The organism is Pseudomonas sp. CLCA07, from assembly GCF_053615335.1.
The window spans coordinates 3227998-3243241 of sequence record NZ_CM132131.1 but is presented as its reverse complement, the minus strand read 5'-3'; the positions used below and the strand labels follow the sequence as shown (position 1 = coordinate 3243241).

Annotated in this window: 12 protein-coding genes, 2 tRNA genes and 1 rRNA gene; 10 read left to right on the top strand and 5 right to left on the bottom strand. The window is 57.0% G+C overall.

The window, feature by feature from the left end:
- Positions 1–116: 116 nt before the first annotated feature.
- The 5 genes from ACWGZX_RS15045 to ACWGZX_RS15025 all read right to left on the bottom strand — a co-directional run bounded on the left by ACWGZX_RS15045 (position 117) and on the right by ACWGZX_RS15025 (position 4998).
- Positions 117–192, bottom strand: a tRNA-Ala gene (locus tag ACWGZX_RS15045).
- 30 nt (positions 193–222) lie between these two features.
- Positions 223–299 (bottom strand) — tRNA-Ile (locus ACWGZX_RS15040).
- Between the two features lie 162 nt (positions 300–461).
- Positions 462–1996: ribosomal RNA gene (locus ACWGZX_RS15035) — 16S ribosomal RNA — on the bottom strand.
- A gap of 586 nt (positions 1997–2582) precedes the next feature.
- The gene (locus ACWGZX_RS15030; protein WP_452628863.1) at positions 2583–3803 is read right to left on the bottom strand and encodes a CaiB/BaiF CoA transferase family protein; all 1221 of its coding nucleotides are present in this window, start codon (positions 3801–3803) and stop codon (positions 2583–2585) included.
- A gap of 13 nt (positions 3804–3816) precedes the next feature.
- Positions 3817–4998 (bottom strand): acyl-CoA dehydrogenase, encoded by a 1182-nt coding sequence (locus ACWGZX_RS15025; RefSeq protein WP_223521796.1) that lies wholly within the window; start codon positions 4996–4998, stop codon positions 3817–3819.
- A gap of 158 nt (positions 4999–5156) precedes the next feature.
- On the opposite strand from ACWGZX_RS15025, the gene ACWGZX_RS15020 reads away from it, so the two are divergent.
- From ACWGZX_RS15020 to ACWGZX_RS14975, 10 genes are all read left to right on the top strand, one after another.
- The gene (locus ACWGZX_RS15020) at positions 5157–6056 is read left to right on the top strand and encodes a LysR family transcriptional regulator (protein ID WP_452628862.1); all 900 of its coding nucleotides are present in this window, start codon (positions 5157–5159) and stop codon (positions 6054–6056) included.
- A 435-nt stretch (positions 6057–6491) separates the two neighbouring features.
- Positions 6492–7613 carry a Re/Si-specific NAD(P)(+) transhydrogenase subunit alpha gene (locus ACWGZX_RS15015; RefSeq protein WP_452628861.1) on the top strand — a complete coding sequence of 374 codons (1122 nt, stop codon included), beginning with the start codon at positions 6492–6494 and terminating at the stop codon, positions 7611–7613.
- A gap of 11 nt (positions 7614–7624) precedes the next feature.
- Positions 7625–7975 (top strand): NAD(P) transhydrogenase subunit alpha, encoded by a 351-nt coding sequence (locus ACWGZX_RS15010; protein WP_223521821.1) that lies wholly within the window; start codon positions 7625–7627, stop codon positions 7973–7975.
- Complete coding sequence (locus tag ACWGZX_RS15005) at positions 7972–9408, top strand: NAD(P)(+) transhydrogenase (Re/Si-specific) subunit beta (protein WP_452628860.1); 1437 nt, start codon at positions 7972–7974, stop codon at positions 9406–9408. Before ACWGZX_RS15010 ends, ACWGZX_RS15005 begins: the two co-directional genes overlap by 4 nt.
- 213 nt (positions 9409–9621) lie before the next feature.
- A complete protein-coding gene (locus ACWGZX_RS15000) occupies positions 9622–11115 on the top strand; it encodes an acetyl-CoA hydrolase/transferase family protein (protein WP_452628859.1) in 1494 nt (497 codons plus the stop codon).
- Between the two features lie 382 nt (positions 11116–11497).
- The gene (locus ACWGZX_RS14995; protein WP_370694728.1) at positions 11498–11650 is read left to right on the top strand and encodes a DUF1127 domain-containing protein; all 153 of its coding nucleotides are present in this window, start codon (positions 11498–11500) and stop codon (positions 11648–11650) included.
- A 534-nt stretch (positions 11651–12184) separates the two neighbouring features.
- Entirely contained in the window at positions 12185–12502 is a 318-nt protein-coding gene (locus ACWGZX_RS14990; RefSeq protein WP_452628858.1) for a DUF2388 domain-containing protein, read from the top strand.
- A 107-nt stretch (positions 12503–12609) separates the two neighbouring features.
- Entirely contained in the window at positions 12610–12927 is a 318-nt protein-coding gene (locus ACWGZX_RS14985; RefSeq protein ID WP_452628857.1) for a DUF2388 domain-containing protein, read from the top strand.
- A 27-nt stretch (positions 12928–12954) separates the two neighbouring features.
- The gene (locus ACWGZX_RS14980; protein WP_452628856.1) at positions 12955–13275 is read left to right on the top strand and encodes a DUF2388 domain-containing protein; all 321 of its coding nucleotides are present in this window, start codon (positions 12955–12957) and stop codon (positions 13273–13275) included.
- On the top strand, positions 13272–15233 hold the full coding sequence (locus ACWGZX_RS14975; protein WP_452628855.1) for a DUF7844 domain-containing protein: 1962 nt from the start codon (positions 13272–13274) through the stop codon (positions 15231–15233). The genes ACWGZX_RS14980 and ACWGZX_RS14975 overlap by 4 nt, the downstream gene beginning before the upstream one ends.
- Positions 15234–15244 lie beyond the last annotated feature (11 nt).

Below are 15244 nucleotides of genomic sequence, written 5' to 3'. Positions count from 1 at the left end.
CTTTCTATCACATACCCAAATTTTTAAAGAACGAACTAGTCAAAGACTAGAAATCAACATTCACCATCATCCGATGGAATGCTCATTTCTAAGCTTTATACCGACAGAAGCAGTAGTGGTGGAGCCAAACGGGATCGAACCGTTGACCTCCTGCGTGCAAGGCAGGCGCTCTCCCAGCTGAGCTATGGCCCCGTATTTCTACAGGCGTTTCCCACACAAAATTGGTGGGTCTGGGCAGATTCGAACTGCCGACCTCACCCTTATCAGGGGTGCGCTCTAACCAACTGAGCTACAGACCCAATTTCGAGCTACTAAGGCCGACCTCACCCTGCTCTTGACCACAAAGCATGGGGTGCGCTCTAACCAACTCAGCTACAAACCGATACAGGCTGCTTCTTTCGTCTTCTTCAATGAATCAAGCAATTCGTGTGGGAACTTATGGAGCAGCTGATGTCGTCGATTAAGGAGGTGATCCAGCCGCAGGTTCCCCTACGGCTACCTTGTTACGACTTCACCCCAGTCATGAATCACACCGTGGTAACCGTCCTCCCGAAGGTTAGACTAGCTACTTCTGGTGCAACCCACTCCCATGGTGTGACGGGCGGTGTGTACAAGGCCCGGGAACGTATTCACCGCGACATTCTGATTCGCGATTACTAGCGATTCCGACTTCACGCAGTCGAGTTGCAGACTGCGATCCGGACTACGATCGGTTTTATGGGATTAGCTCCACCTCGCGGCTTGGCAACCCTCTGTACCGACCATTGTAGCACGTGTGTAGCCCAGGCCGTAAGGGCCATGATGACTTGACGTCATCCCCACCTTCCTCCGGTTTGTCACCGGCAGTCTCCTTAGAGTGCCCACCATTACGTGCTGGTAACTAAGGACAAGGGTTGCGCTCGTTACGGGACTTAACCCAACATCTCACGACACGAGCTGACGACAGCCATGCAGCACCTGTCTCAATGTTCCCGAAGGCACCAATCCATCTCTGGAAAGTTCATTGGATGTCAAGGCCTGGTAAGGTTCTTCGCGTTGCTTCGAATTAAACCACATGCTCCACCGCTTGTGCGGGCCCCCGTCAATTCATTTGAGTTTTAACCTTGCGGCCGTACTCCCAGGCGGTCAACTTAATGCGTTAGCTGCGCCACTAAGAGCTCAAGGCTCCCAACGGCTAGTTGACATCGTTTACGGCGTGGACTACCAGGGTATCTAATCCTGTTTGCTCCCCACGCTTTCGCACCTCAGTGTCAGTATCAGTCCAGGTGGTCGCCTTCGCCACTGGTGTTCCTTCCTATATCTACGCATTTCACCGCTACACAGGAAATTCCACCACCCTCTACCATACTCTAGCTTGTCAGTTTTGAATGCAGTTCCCAGGTTGAGCCCGGGGATTTCACATCCAACTTAACAAACCACCTACGCGCGCTTTACGCCCAGTAATTCCGATTAACGCTTGCACCCTCTGTATTACCGCGGCTGCTGGCACAGAGTTAGCCGGTGCTTATTCTGTCGGTAACGTCAAGACCGCAACGTATTAGGTTACTGCCCTTCCTCCCAACTTAAAGTGCTTTACAATCCGAAGACCTTCTTCACACACGCGGCATGGCTGGATCAGGCTTTCGCCCATTGTCCAATATTCCCCACTGCTGCCTCCCGTAGGAGTCTGGACCGTGTCTCAGTTCCAGTGTGACTGATCATCCTCTCAGACCAGTTACGGATCGTCGCCTTGGTGAGCCATTACCTCACCAACTAGCTAATCCGACCTAGGCTCATCTGATAGCGCAAGGCCCGAAGGTCCCCTGCTTTCTCCCGTAGGACGTATGCGGTATTAGCGCCCGTTTCCGAGCGTTATCCCCACTACCAGGCAGATTCCTAGGCATTACTCACCCGTCCGCCGCTCTCAAGAGGTGCAAGCACCTCTCTACCGCTCGACTTGCATGTGTTAGGCCTGCCGCCAGCGTTCAATCTGAGCCATGATCAAACTCTTCAGTTCAAACATCTTTGGGTTTTTAAGAAACCCTAAACTTGGCTCAGCAATCGTTGGTTACATCTTTGATTTCTCGCGGAGTAACTTGTGATGCTGATAATCTTGTTGACTATCAGTCTGACTCCACAAGCACCCACACGAATTGCTTGATTCAGTTGTTAAAGAGCGGTTGGTTAAGATCTTTCGTCTCAACCGAGGCGCGCATTCTACAGCAGCCTCTGTTGCTGTCAAGCGGTTATTTTCAGAAGTTTTCAAAGTTTCCTTTGTAACTTCAACCACTTGCGCTTTCGATCTCTCGTCAGCGGGAGGCGAATTCTACAGCGTTACACGCTGCTGTCAACACCTCTTTTTCAACTCCTTTCGAGCTTCGATGAACTGAAGCCGCTTGCTGCCGAAAACTGCGTAACTCATTGTTTACCAAGGAGTTTTCCGTTTCGACTGCGCCGGAAGAGGGGCGAATTATAGACATCCAGAATCTGCCGTCAAGCACTGATTTGGGTTACCTATCAATAACTTGCCAAAAGGCGGAAAACCACCCGATCCCTCTCTATATACAGGAGCAATATAGCCTCCCTCTATAAAGAGGGAATCCTCAGAGCACCCCAGCCTCTTTGAAAGCTGCCACTGCACCCGCTCCCAGCCCCAGCACACGCTGCAAAACCTCCTGCGTATGCTCACCCAACAAAGGAGGAGCATTGCGGTACTCCACCGGAGTCTTGGACAGACGAATAGGACTCGCTACCTGCGGCACCATCCCTGCCAACGCATGGGGCATTTCAATCGCCAACCCACGCGCCTTGACCTGAGGATCAGCAAACATCTGCGCCAGATCATTGATCGGACCACATGGCACACCAGCCTGCTCAAGCTGCAACACCCATTCAGCAGTGGTCTTGAACACCGTCGCCTGACGGATCAGCGGAATCAATACCGCCCGATTCGCCACTCGCAGCTTATTGGTCACAAAGCGCGGGTCATCCGCCCACTGCGGCTGCCCGGCCACTTCCGCAAACTTGCGGAATTGACCATCGTTACCCACGGTGAGGATGAAGTCGCCATCCGCCGTAGGAAAGTCCTGATAAGGCACGATGTTCGGATGGGCATTACCCAAGCGCTTCGGTGCATTGCCTGTCGTCAGGTAGTTCATCGCCTGGTTGGCCAGGCACGCGACTTGGACATCCAGCAATGCCATATCGATATGCTGGCCGCCACCGTCGTGATCCCGATGCGCAAGCGCCGCCAGAATCGCTACCGTCGAGTAAAGCCCGGTCAAGATGTCTGTCAGCGCCACACCGACTTTCACTGGCCCGGCCCCCTCATCCCCTTCCGGTCGACCCGTCAGGCTCATCAGACCACCCAGCCCCTGGATCATGAAGTCATAACCCGCACGCTTGGCGTAAGGGCCAGTCTGACCAAACCCGGTAATCGAGCAATAAATCAGATTCGGATTAATTGTCTTGAGCGACGCATAGTCCAGCCCATAAGCCGCCAACCCACCGACCTTGAAGTTCTCGATCAGAATGTCCGACTTGGCCGCCAAATCCCGCACCAACTTCTGGCCTTCCGGACGCGTGAAGTCGATGGTGACCGATTGTTTGTTGCGGTTGGCCGACAAGTAATAAGCGGCTTCGCTGGTGTTCTCGCCATAGGCGTCTTTAAGGAAAGGAGGCCCCCAGGCGCGCGTGTCATCGCCATTGCCCGGGCGCTCGACCTTGATCACCTCAGCGCCAAGGTCTGCAAGGATCTGCCCGGACCAAGGCCCGGCCAGTACCCGCGATAAATCCAGTACCCGCAGATGCGAAAGCGCGCCCATGGCCGTTCTCCTATTAATAGAACGCCTGGATGCCAGTCTGCGCGCGACCGAGAATCAGTGCGTGGACGTCATGCGTACCTTCGTAGGTATTCACCACTTCCAGATTGACCAAATGGCGAGCGACACCGAACTCATCGGAGATGCCGTTGCCGCCCAGCATGTCACGCGCCATGCGAGCAATGTCCAGGGACTTGCCGCAAGAGTTGCGCTTCATCATCGAAGTGATCTCAACCGCCGCAGTGCCTTCGTCTTTCATACGACCCAGACGCAGGCAGCCTTGCAGCGCCATGGTGATTTCGGTCTGCATGTCGGCCAGCTTCTTCTGGATCAGCTGAGTGGCAGCCAATGGACGACCGAACTGCTGACGATCCAGGGTGTACTGGCGAGCGGTGTGCCAGCAGAACTCGGCAGCGCCCAGTGCGCCCCAGGAAATGCCATAACGCGCCGAGTTGAGGCAGGTAAAAGGACCTTTTAAACCACGGACGTCCGGAAAGATGTTCTCTTCAGGGACAAACACGTTGTCCATGACGATTTCGCCTGTGATGGATGCACGCAAGCCAACCTTGCCGTGAATCGCCGGAGTACTCAGGCCTTTCCAGCCCTTCTCCAGAACAAAACCACGGATGTCGCCGGCGTCATCTTTACCCCAGACCACGAACACATCAGCGATCGGACTGTTAGTGATCCACATCTTGTTGCCGGTCAGGCTGTAGCCGCCTTCCACTTTGCGCGCACGAGTAATCATCGCGCCCGGGTCGGAACCGTGGTTAGGCTCTGTCAGACCGAAGCAACCGATCCACTCACCGGTGGCCAGTTTCGGCAGGTACTTCTGCTTCTGGGCTTCAGTGCCGAATTCGTTGATTGGCACCATCACCAGCGAGGACTGCACACTCATCATCGAGCGGTAGCCGGAGTCAACACGCTCCACTTCACGAGCGATCAGACCGTAGCTGACGTAGTTGAGGCCGCTGCCACCGTACTGTTCAGGGATGGTCGCGCCCAACAGGCCGATTTCGCCCATTTCACGGAAGATCGCTGGATCAGTCTTCTCATGGCGGAAAGCTTCGAGTACGCGCGGTGCGAGCTTCTGCTGAGCGAATTGCTCGGCAGTGTCGCGAATCATGCGTTCTTCTTCAGTGAGCTGTTGATCCAGCAGCAGAGGATCGATCCAGTTGAAGCTAGCTTTACCGCCCATGAGTGTGTCCTCTCGAATCGGGGTCAAATTGCGTGGACTGATCCTAGGCCGGGTTCCGCATTACGGCAAACGAGGATTTTGCATACTGTTGTGCTAATTTCTCACTCCGAAACATCGCAAAAGTGCTTTTATGCGATGCATTAGTGAGGTTGACGTACATGCGTAGGAAAATCCCCAGCACTACAGCCCTGATCAGCTTCGAAGCGGCCGCACGCCACGAAAGCTTTACCAAAGCCGCCCTGGAGCTTTCGCTGACTCAGGGCGCCATTTGCCGACAGATCGCCAGCCTGGAGGAGTTCCTCAGCGTCGAACTTTTCCGACGCTCGCGGCGTGGGGTGAAGCTGACGGAAGCCGGCCTTTCCTACAGCCGCCGCGTGGCCACCCAGCTCGACGCAGTGGAGCGGGACACGCTGTCAGTGATGGGGCAACAGGGCGCCAACGTGATCGAACTGGCAGTGGTTCCGACCTTTGGCACTCAGTGGCTGCTACCGCGACTCAAGGACTTCCAGCAGAAGCACCCGGAAGTGACGGTCAACCTTACGAACCGTACTCGACCCTTTCTGTTTGCCGACACCGACTTCGATGCGGCGATCTATTTCGGCGATGCCGACTGGTCAGGTACCGAATCCCACAGGTTGATGGGTGAAAATCCGATGCCGGTGTGCAGCCCGAACCTATTGAGAAAAAAGACCACTCTGACGCCCGGCGAGATTGCCGAACTCCCACTGCTGCAACAGACCACCCGCCCTTATGCATGGCGTCAGTGGTTCAACTCCAGGAACCTGAATATCCCTCGGGACATGACAGGACCGCGCTACGAGCTATTCTCCATGCTTGCCCAGGCGGCCATGCACGACATGGGCATCGCGCTGATTCCACCGTTCCTGATTCAGCGTGAATTGGCGGAGAAGCGCCTGGTGATTGCCAACACTCAAGCATTGTCGAGCATCAAGGCTTATTACCTGATGATTCCCGAGCGAAAGGTGGAATCGGCCTCTTTAAAGGCATTTCGTGACTGGCTGCTCAATCAGGCACACAGCTACAACCTAGAAGGATAAAGGCTTTAGCCCAATAACTGACCCCGTAGTCAGCAAATACAAAGCCCTACAGATATAACTATATGTCGCATATCCAAAGACTGTACTGAAAAGCGGCACAAACGTCCCACAAGCGCCTGACGACGTGGCTTTGAGCCGCTATTGGCGGGCGATGATGCCTTATTCACAGTAAAGATATGTAAATTACCAAATTTCGACAAAACCCCTTACAAGTCACGGCCTACAAGGGATTGACCCCGTCAGTTGCGACATTCGGTCACGGGGTGACTTGTAGTTAATTTTCCGTCACCCGTCATAATCCCTTGAAGGGCACAAAATTCGCCTGCAAAATGCCGCGCCCCGTCCAGATTTGGCGGGATCGTGCTGATCGGCCGCCCCAGCCGCACCATCCGAAGTGCCTGGGTTTACTCAATAAGATCACGCAGGAGATTTGACGTGCACATTGGTGTTCCTCTCGAAACCCAGACGGGTGAAACACGGGTTGCTGCAACCCCGGAAACCATCAAGAAGCTGATCGGCCAGGGTCATAAGGTCACTGTGCAAAGCGGCGCCGGCATTCATGCCAGCGTTGTCGACAGTGCTTATGAAGCGGCAGGCGCAACGATTGGCAGCGCCAACGATGCGTTTGGTGCCGAGCTGATTCTCAAGGTGGTCGCCCCCAGCGACAGCGAGCTGACGCTGATTAAAAGCGGCACCGTTGTGGTGGGCATGCTCAATCCGTTCAGCAATGAAACCATCGCCAAACTGGCCGAGTGCGGCATTACCGCCTTCGCGCTGGAGGCCGCGCCACGCACCTCCCGCGCGCAGAGCCTGGATGTGCTGTCCTCTCAGGCGAACATCGCCGGCTATAAAGCCGTGTTGCTGGCCGCTCACCACTATCCGCGCTTCATGCCGATGCTGATGACCGCTGCGGGCACCGTGAAAGCGGCGCGCGTGCTGATTCTCGGCGCCGGTGTGGCTGGGTTGCAGGCCATTGCTACGGCGAAACGTCTGGGTGCAGTGATCGAAGCGTCCGATGTGCGTCCTGCAGTAAAAGAGCAGATCGAATCCCTCGGCGCCAAGTTCGTCGACGTGCCTTACGAGACCGATGAAGAGCGCGAATGTGCCGTCGGTGTCGGCGGTTACGCGCGACCAATGCCGGCCAGCTGGATGCAACGTCAGGCCCTGGCCGTGCACGAACGCGCCAAGCAGGCTGACATCGTCATCACTACTGCACTGATCCCGGGCCGCAAGGCACCGACGCTGCTAAGCGCGGAAACCGTGGCGCAGATGAAGCCGGGGTCGGTGGTCATCGACCTCGCAGCAGCTCAGGGCGGCAACTGCCCGTTGACCGTGGCGGATCAAGTGGTAGTCGAGAATGGCGTGACCATTTGCGGCCCGACCAACCTGGCCGGCGCGGTCGCGGCAGACGCTTCGGCACTGTATGCACGCAACCTGCTGGACTTCATGAAACTGTTGTTCGATAAAGATGGACAACTGGTGATCAACCTTGAAGACGATATCGTCGCCGCGTGCCTGATGTGCCGCGACGGCCAGATCGTGCGCAAGAACGGCTGAGGATAAAAACAATGGAAGACATGCTGATCTCTCACGGTATCTACAACCTGATCATCTTCGTGCTGGCCATCTATGTCGGCTACCACGTGGTCTGGAACGTGACACCTGCACTGCACACACCGCTGATGGCTGTCACTAACGCCATCTCGGCCATCGTGATCGTCGGCGCCATGCTCGCCGCCGCCCTCACCGTGACCCCGCTGGGCAAGACCATGGGCACCCTGGCCGTGGCCCTGGCCGCGGTCAACGTATTTGGTGGCTTCCTGGTGACCCGGCGCATGCTGGAAATGTTCAAGAAGAAAGCGGCCAAAGCTCCGGCAGCCAAGACCGAAGCAGTCAAGGCTGAGGTGCAACAAGCATGAGCATGAACCTGGTTACTTCCCTGTATTTGATCGCCTCGGTTTGCTTCATCCAGGCGCTCAAGGGCCTCTCGCACCCCACCACGTCGCGTCGCGGCAACCTGTTCGGCATGCTCGGCATGGGCCTGGCGATCCTGACCACGGTCGGCCTGATCTACAAGCTCGGTGCCGAGCTGGCCCATGACGGTATCGTCTACGTGATCGTCGGCCTGCTGATCGGCGGCACTGTCGGTTCGATCATGGCCAAACGCGTTGAAATGACCAAGATGCCCGAGCTGGTCGCCTTCATGCACAGCATGATCGGTCTGGCTGCGGTGTTCATCGCCATTGCAGCGGTGGTCGAGCCGCAATCCCTGGGCATCGTCCAGCAACTGGGTGACGCGATCCCGGCCGGTAACCGTCTGGAACTGTTCCTCGGTGCGGCGATCGGTGCAATCACCTTCTCCGGTTCGGTTATCGCTTTCGGCAAGCTCTCCGGCAAGTACAAGTTCCGCCTGTTCCAGGGCGCACCGGTACAGTTCACCGGTCAACACAAACTGAACCTGCTGCTGGGCGTGGCTACCCTGGGCCTGGGCATCACCTTCATGCTGACCGGCGACCTCAGCGCCTTCGCCTTGATGCTGGCCCTGGCCTTCATCATGGGCGTGCTGATCATCATCCCGATCGGCGGCGCGGACATGCCCGTCGTGGTGTCGATGCTCAACAGCTACTCCGGCTGGGCAGCGGCCGGTATCGGTTTCTCGCTGAACAACTCGATGCTGATCATTGCGGGTTCGCTGGTGGGTTCGTCCGGTGCGATCCTCTCGTACATCATGTGTAAGGCGATGAACCGTTCGTTCTTCAACGTACTGCTCGGTGGTTTCGGCAACACCGCAGATGCGGCAGGCCCTGCTGGCTCGAAAGAAGCCCGCCCGGTGAAATCCGGTTCGGCTGACGACGCAACGTTCCTGCTGACCAACGCCGACACCGTGATCATCGTTCCGGGCTACGGCCTGGCGGTAGCACGGGCGCAGCACGCGCTGAAAGAACTGACCGAGAAGCTGACCCATCGCGGCGTGACCGTGAAGTACGCGATCCACCCGGTTGCCGGTCGGATGCCTGGCCACATGAACGTCTTGCTCGCCGAGGCCGAAGTGCCTTACGACCAGGTGTTCGAGATGGAAGACATCAACTCCGAGTTCGGCCAGGCCGACGTGGTGCTGGTATTGGGCGCCAACGACGTGGTCAACCCGGCCGCGAAGAACGATCCGAAATCGCCGATTGCCGGCATGCCGATTCTGGAAGCGTTCAAGGCCAAGACCATCATCGTCAACAAACGCTCGATGGCCAGCGGCTACGCCGGCCTGGACAACGAACTGTTCTACCTGGACAAAACCATGATGGTGTTTGGCGACGCTAAAAAGGTCATCGAGGACATGGTTAAAGCCGTCGAGTAACCCTCAGCGGCACACAGAACGCCCCGACTCGTCGGGGCGTTTTTGTTTGCGTAAATCGTCAGACAAACTACGCTTTTGTTACCGATCCGGTAATGATGTTTTGCTCGAAAGGCCCGGAATAGACGCCTCATTTGCGACCTTGGTAGCGGGACAGGAGTCGGTGTAATTCACTAGACTGCACGTCCTGCTACCCGTTGCCCGAGATAACATCCCATGTACCGAGACCGTATTCGCCTGCCTTCCTTGTTGGATAAAGTGATGAGCGCCGCCGACGCCGCCGCTCTGATTGAGGACGGCATGACCGTTGGCATGAGTGGCTTCACCCGCGCCGGCGAAGCCAAAGCCGTCCCCCAGGCACTGGCCGAGCGCGCGAAGGTCTCGCCGCTGAAGATCACCCTGATGACCGGCGCCAGCCTGGGCAACGACCTCGACAAACAACTCACCGAAGCCGGCGTACTGTCACGACGTATGCCATTCCAGGTGGACAGCACCCTGCGCAAAGCCATTAATGCGGGCGAGGTGATGTTCATCGACCAGCACCTCTCGGAAACCGTGGAGCAATTGCGCAACCAGCAACTCAAGTTGCCGGACCTCGCGGTGATTGAAGCGGTGGCGATTACCGAGCACGGCCATATCGTGCCGACCACGTCAGTCGGCAACTCGGCCAGCTTCGCGATCTTCGCCAAACACGTGATCGTCGAGATAAACATGGCGCACAACCCGAATCTCGAAGGTCTGCACGACATTTATATCCCGACATACCGCCCAACCCGTACGCCGATTCCGCTGGTGAAGGTTGATGACCGCATTGGCAGCACCGCCATCCCTATCCCGCCGGAGAAGATCGTCGCGATCGTGATCACCAATCAATCGGACTCGCCGTCCACCGTATTGCCACCGGATACCGAAACCCAGGCGATTGCCGACCACCTGATCAACTTCTTCAAGCAGGAAGTGGCGGCCGGACGCATGACCAACAAGCTCGGCCCACTGCAGGCTGGTATCGGTACCATTGCCAACTCCGTGATGTGTGGCCTGATTGATTCGCCGTTCGAAGACCTGACCATGTACTCCGAGGTGCTGCAGGATTCGACATTCGACCTGATCGACGCCGGTAAACTGAGCTTTGCGTCGGGCAGTTCGATCACGCTGTCGAGCCGTCGCAACGCCGATGTGTTTGGCAACCTGGAGCGCTATAAGGACAAATTGGTTCTGCGCCCACAGGAAATTTCCAACCACCCTGAAGTGGTGCGTCGACTTGGCATCATCGGCATCAACACGGCGCTGGAGTTCGACCTCTACGGCAACGTCAACTCCACCCATGTCTGCGGCACACGGATGATGAACGGCATTGGCGGCTCGGGCGACTTTGCGCGCAATGCGCATTTATCCGTCTTCGTCACCAAATCAATCGCAAAGGGCGGAGCGATATCCAGCGTCGTGCCGATGGTTAGCCACGTCGACCACACAGAGCACGACGTCGACATCCTCGTCACCGAGATTGGCCTGGCGGACTTGCGCGGGCTGGCGCCCCGGGAACGGGCGCGGGTCGTCATCGACAACTGTGTGCACCCGGACTATCGCCAGGCCCTGGACGACTACTTCACCGCTGCTTGTGCGATTGGCGGGCACACGCCGCATATCCTGCGTGATGCGCTGAGCTGGCACATAAACCTGGAAGAAACGGGGCGCATGCTCAAGGTGTAATTGGTACAGATGGCAGCTGACGCAAACACAGTTTCGTCAGTCTGCCGTTACCAGGTAAAAATCTGTTTAAAACTGTACTGCTGTACCGGTCATTTCCTACCGAAACAACCTACCTTTTCCCGCCAAACGAATGAAAACGCACCATATAGGTGCCGACAGGTACAGTTGCTTCAATTTCGACCAGTACACCCCCTATTAACAGTTAACTGGTCCCTCACAATACAGGTGAACTGTATCTACAGAGACTAGGCAAACGAGAGGATCATGGGCACCAGTTAAACCACTACCTAATCCCGCCACAAGCGGAAGGATGTCAATCATGGAACGTACACTCAGTTCCGAGCTGTTCTTCGAAGACACTGCTGCAAAAACCCAGGCTTCCATGCCTCTGCGCGTTATCGCCAACCTGATGCTGTGGCAGCGCCGCATCTCCAGCCGCCACCAACTGGCTCGCCTGGATTCGCGTCTGCTGGCTGACGCAGGGATTAGCGAAGCACAGCGTTACGAAGAGCTGAGCAAGCCGTTCTGGCGCTAAGTTAGCGTCGCTGGCCCTGACCTGTTGGGTCCACTGCCAGCAACCCAGATTGAAAAAACAAAGCCCGTCGTGGGAAACCACGACGGGCTTTGTCGTTTTCGTGTTTTTCTCCCAAAAACGACCATGCTCGCGGAGTACAGGTACAGTTTTCGACACGCCAACTTTGTACAGGTACAATTCCAACAGTGTGTGCTTGTTTGCAATGACGGAGGAATGATCCCGCTGAAATCGAAGCCCCATGTCCTTTGGCTTCCGGACAGCGCTCTTCAACTGCCTGGAACGGGCCAGATCCCAGCGTTTACGGGATCAGCGCAACGCTCAGCAACTTTGAAAGCTGGGCATCAGCCATGCACTTGCCTCAACAAAATGGATAAACCAGTCTGGCGCTAGCGTCTTGGATGAACAGACCGGACTGTGCGAAAGAACAAAAGCAGGCCTAATATCAAAACCAGAATGTGGCGAATGCTGTACGACAGGCGTAATCCAGCAGTTACCTCGCCACCTCTCAATCGATTTGTCCAAAGGAGTAACCCCATGTCCCGACTTCGTCTGCTCAGCGTTGCAGCCCTGCTTGCCGTGGCTGCCAATTCCCACGCCACCAGCTTTATCGTGACCACCGATGCCGTCGTCAACGCATTCAAAGCCACGTCAGATGCTACTTCCAACATCACTTCTTCGTTTAAGGACGACAAGATTGTGCTGGCTGCCCGTGATGATGCCGCCAGCTTCGTTGCCAGCGAAGGGGCTATCCGCGGGGTAAAACTCGAAAGCGCCCTCGATCACATTCGCCACCAGGCTCCACAGCTAAATGCAACAGATGCACAGCTGGCGCAGGCGATTCTGACCATCTAAGCGATAGCCTTGACGCGGGACACGCCCAACGTGTCCCCGTGTTTCGGCACTGGCTCTAGACCGGACGTTGCGCTAGCCTTGAGACCCGCTTCCAGCTATCGAGCTTCATGCGTTTTCATTCACTGCTCTTGAACACTCCGGCCATGCTTGTAGCCTGCTGGTCCGGCTCGGCCCATGCCTTCGATGCCTTTAATCTTTCTACTCAAGGCACTGTGGCCAATGGTTATGGCACCAGTCTGGTGACCTGCGCACCCTTCGACCGTAAACTGCTGCTCGCCGCTCACGATGATGCAGCGGCATTCATTGCCAGCGAGGGTCAATTGCGTGCAGCACAGCTGGAATCCGCCCTGATTTATCTGCGCTATACCCAGCCAAAACTTCATGCAAGCGACCTTGAACTGGCACAAGCAATTCTCGTCCAATAGTTATCCCTGTTTCCCCGGAGTTGTTCCATGCGTAACCCGCTGATTGCCGCCACCCTTGGCCTGCTGTTGTTGGCCGATGTGACCCAGGCCCATACCCTGGTTGCCACCAGTAACGTTCTCATTCGTGCCACCCAACGCTCGCTTGATTTCACCTCAGATACCACCACCTCCATTCGTGACTCGAAGATCATCCGCGAAGCTCAGGACGATGCCGCGAGTTTCGTGGCAAGTGATGGCGATATCCGCGGCGCGCACCTCGAAGCAGCTTTCAATACCCTGCGCGTTCGCGTGCCGGAAGCCCGGGATGCCAGTGATCAGGTACTCGCCGAAGCCATCCTCGCACTGTGAGGCCGTCAGCCGCCTGGCTACTGGCCGGGGTCATGATGCTGTTCGGCAGCACGGCTCACGCCAGCCTGCAATTACAGCTCAAGACTGAAGGTCTTAGCCCAGCTCAACAGCAAGCCAGTCAGGCACTGCTCGATGAAGCCATGCAGGCGTTGCCACCGCGGTTCATCGAGCAACTGGACCGGCGTATCGATGTCGGCTGGACCGACGACATGCCGAGCAATGCTTACGGCCAGGCGTCGCTGGTGTCCGAACTCGACTTGAACCGTAACCTGCTCGCCAGCCTCACCGACGGCAGTGCTGCGAGCAAGAAGACCTATCGCCCTCATGGCACTGTCCGCCGCGAAATGCTCGCCACGGTGCTGCACGAACTCACCCACATCTATGATCGCTCGCGCCTGTGGCCAGACGATGAGCGCAAACTGATTCAACACTGTACCCGGCGCAACAGCAGCTCGGGACTGGTGGGGATTCCCGATCAGTGCCGTGGCCAAACCGATCGACGCTTTACCCTCAGCGACGATCCGCGCCTGCTCGACCTTGCCGGCTGGCCACAATATGTCGGCCGTCGCGGCGAACGTGAACAGCACAACCGACAGATCGCCCGCAGCCCGGACATTTACGAAACGAGCAGTCCGAAAGAGTTCGTTGCGGTCAACATGGAGTATTTCCTCCTCGACCCGAGCTACGCCTGTCGTCGCCCGGCGCTGTACCGCTACTACCAGGAACACTTTGGCTGGGCACCGGCGACCAAAAACACCTGCGCTAAAACCGTCGCCTTTCTCAACGCCGGCAATGACTTCGCCAAGCAACCCCTCGGGCAGGTCGATCCGGAACGGGTCTACGCCATCGACTATCTGCTGGCCGAAGCCAATCAGAACTGGGTCAGCCGCTGGGGCCACAGCATGTTGCGGCTGGTCATCTGTGCGCCTGGGCGACCACGGGGCCCCGACTGCCGTCTCGATCTTGACCAGCATCTGGCCTTGTCCTACCGCGCCTTTGTCGGTGACGTTCAGCTTTCGAGTTGGGGCGGACTCGTCGGTAAATACCCGTCGCGCCTGTTTGTCCTGCCGCTCTCTCAGGTCATCGACGAATACACCAAGACCGAACTGCGCAGTGTGGCCTCGGTGCCGCTGAACCTGTCGCGCAGCGAGATCGAAGGTATCGTGGAACATGCCGCCGAGATGCACTGGAGTTACGACGGAAACTACTTTTTCCTGTCGAACAACTGTGCGGTAGAAGACCTGAAATTGCTGCGTAGCAGTACCAACCATCCACAACTGGTCGGGCTGGATAACATCATGCCGAACGGCCTGCTGGCAGTGCTCAAGGGTCGCGGACTGGCAGATACCAGCGTGCTTGACGACCCACGCGAAGCGCTCCGGCTGGGCTATCGCTTCGATTCCTTCCGCGACCGTTATCAGGCCATGTTCGACGTGCTGAAAAAGCGCGTTCCGATCAAGCAGGACAAAGTCGAAGACTGGCTGGCATTGAAAGCGGTAGAGCGCCGGCAATGGTTCGAGCAGGCAGACCTGCGCGCCAGCGCCGCATTGCTGTTGTTGGAGCAGGCAGCCTTCCGCCAACAGATGCTGCTGGCCCAGGACGAAGTCAAGCAGCGCTACCTCGGCGCTCGGAACCTGGAAAACGGCGGCATGGACAAGGCCGATGCGACCTTGCAACAGATTCTCGCCAATAGCGGCTACCTTAGCCGTCCGGCTGAACTGCTCGGCAGCGGTGGTTATGGATTGCCCCAACCCAGTGAGTGGCAACGCCTGGAGTCGGAGAGCAGCCAGCGCCAAAAGCAGTTGCTGGCGCTGACAGGGGATCTGGACAAGGAAGTGCGAGCGCTGCTCGAACCCGACCGTGCTGCCGAAATGGCCGCCAATGAAGCCAACCTGAAGCAGGTTGGCGAACATCTGAGAAAGCTGCACAAAGCAGCAGGCGGGTTGGAACTGCCGTAAAACAAAGGGCT

Excerpts from the sequence above, each read along its gene's own strand:
- ACWGZX_RS15030 (WP_452628863.1), bottom strand. The coding sequence starts at position 3,803 with ATGGGCGCGCTTTCGCATCTGCGGGTACTGGATTTATCGCGGGTACTG.
- ACWGZX_RS15025 (WP_223521796.1), bottom strand. The coding sequence starts at position 4,998 with ATGGGCGGTAAAGCTAGCTTCAACTGGATCGATCCTCTGCTGCTGGAT.
- ACWGZX_RS15020 (WP_452628862.1), top strand. The coding sequence starts at position 5,157 with ATGCGTAGGAAAATCCCCAGCACTACAGCCCTGATCAGCTTCGAAGCG.
- ACWGZX_RS15010 (WP_223521821.1), top strand. The coding sequence starts at position 7,625 with ATGGAAGACATGCTGATCTCTCACGGTATCTACAACCTGATCATCTTC.
- ACWGZX_RS15005 (WP_452628860.1), top strand. The coding sequence starts at position 7,972 with ATGAGCATGAACCTGGTTACTTCCCTGTATTTGATCGCCTCGGTTTGC.
- ACWGZX_RS15000 (WP_452628859.1), top strand. The coding sequence starts at position 9,622 with ATGTACCGAGACCGTATTCGCCTGCCTTCCTTGTTGGATAAAGTGATG.
- ACWGZX_RS14995 (WP_370694728.1), top strand. The coding sequence starts at position 11,498 with ATGCCTCTGCGCGTTATCGCCAACCTGATGCTGTGGCAGCGCCGCATC.
- ACWGZX_RS14990 (WP_452628858.1), top strand. The coding sequence starts at position 12,185 with ATGTCCCGACTTCGTCTGCTCAGCGTTGCAGCCCTGCTTGCCGTGGCT.
- ACWGZX_RS14985 (WP_452628857.1), top strand. The coding sequence starts at position 12,610 with ATGCGTTTTCATTCACTGCTCTTGAACACTCCGGCCATGCTTGTAGCC.
- ACWGZX_RS14980 (WP_452628856.1), top strand. The coding sequence starts at position 12,955 with ATGCGTAACCCGCTGATTGCCGCCACCCTTGGCCTGCTGTTGTTGGCC.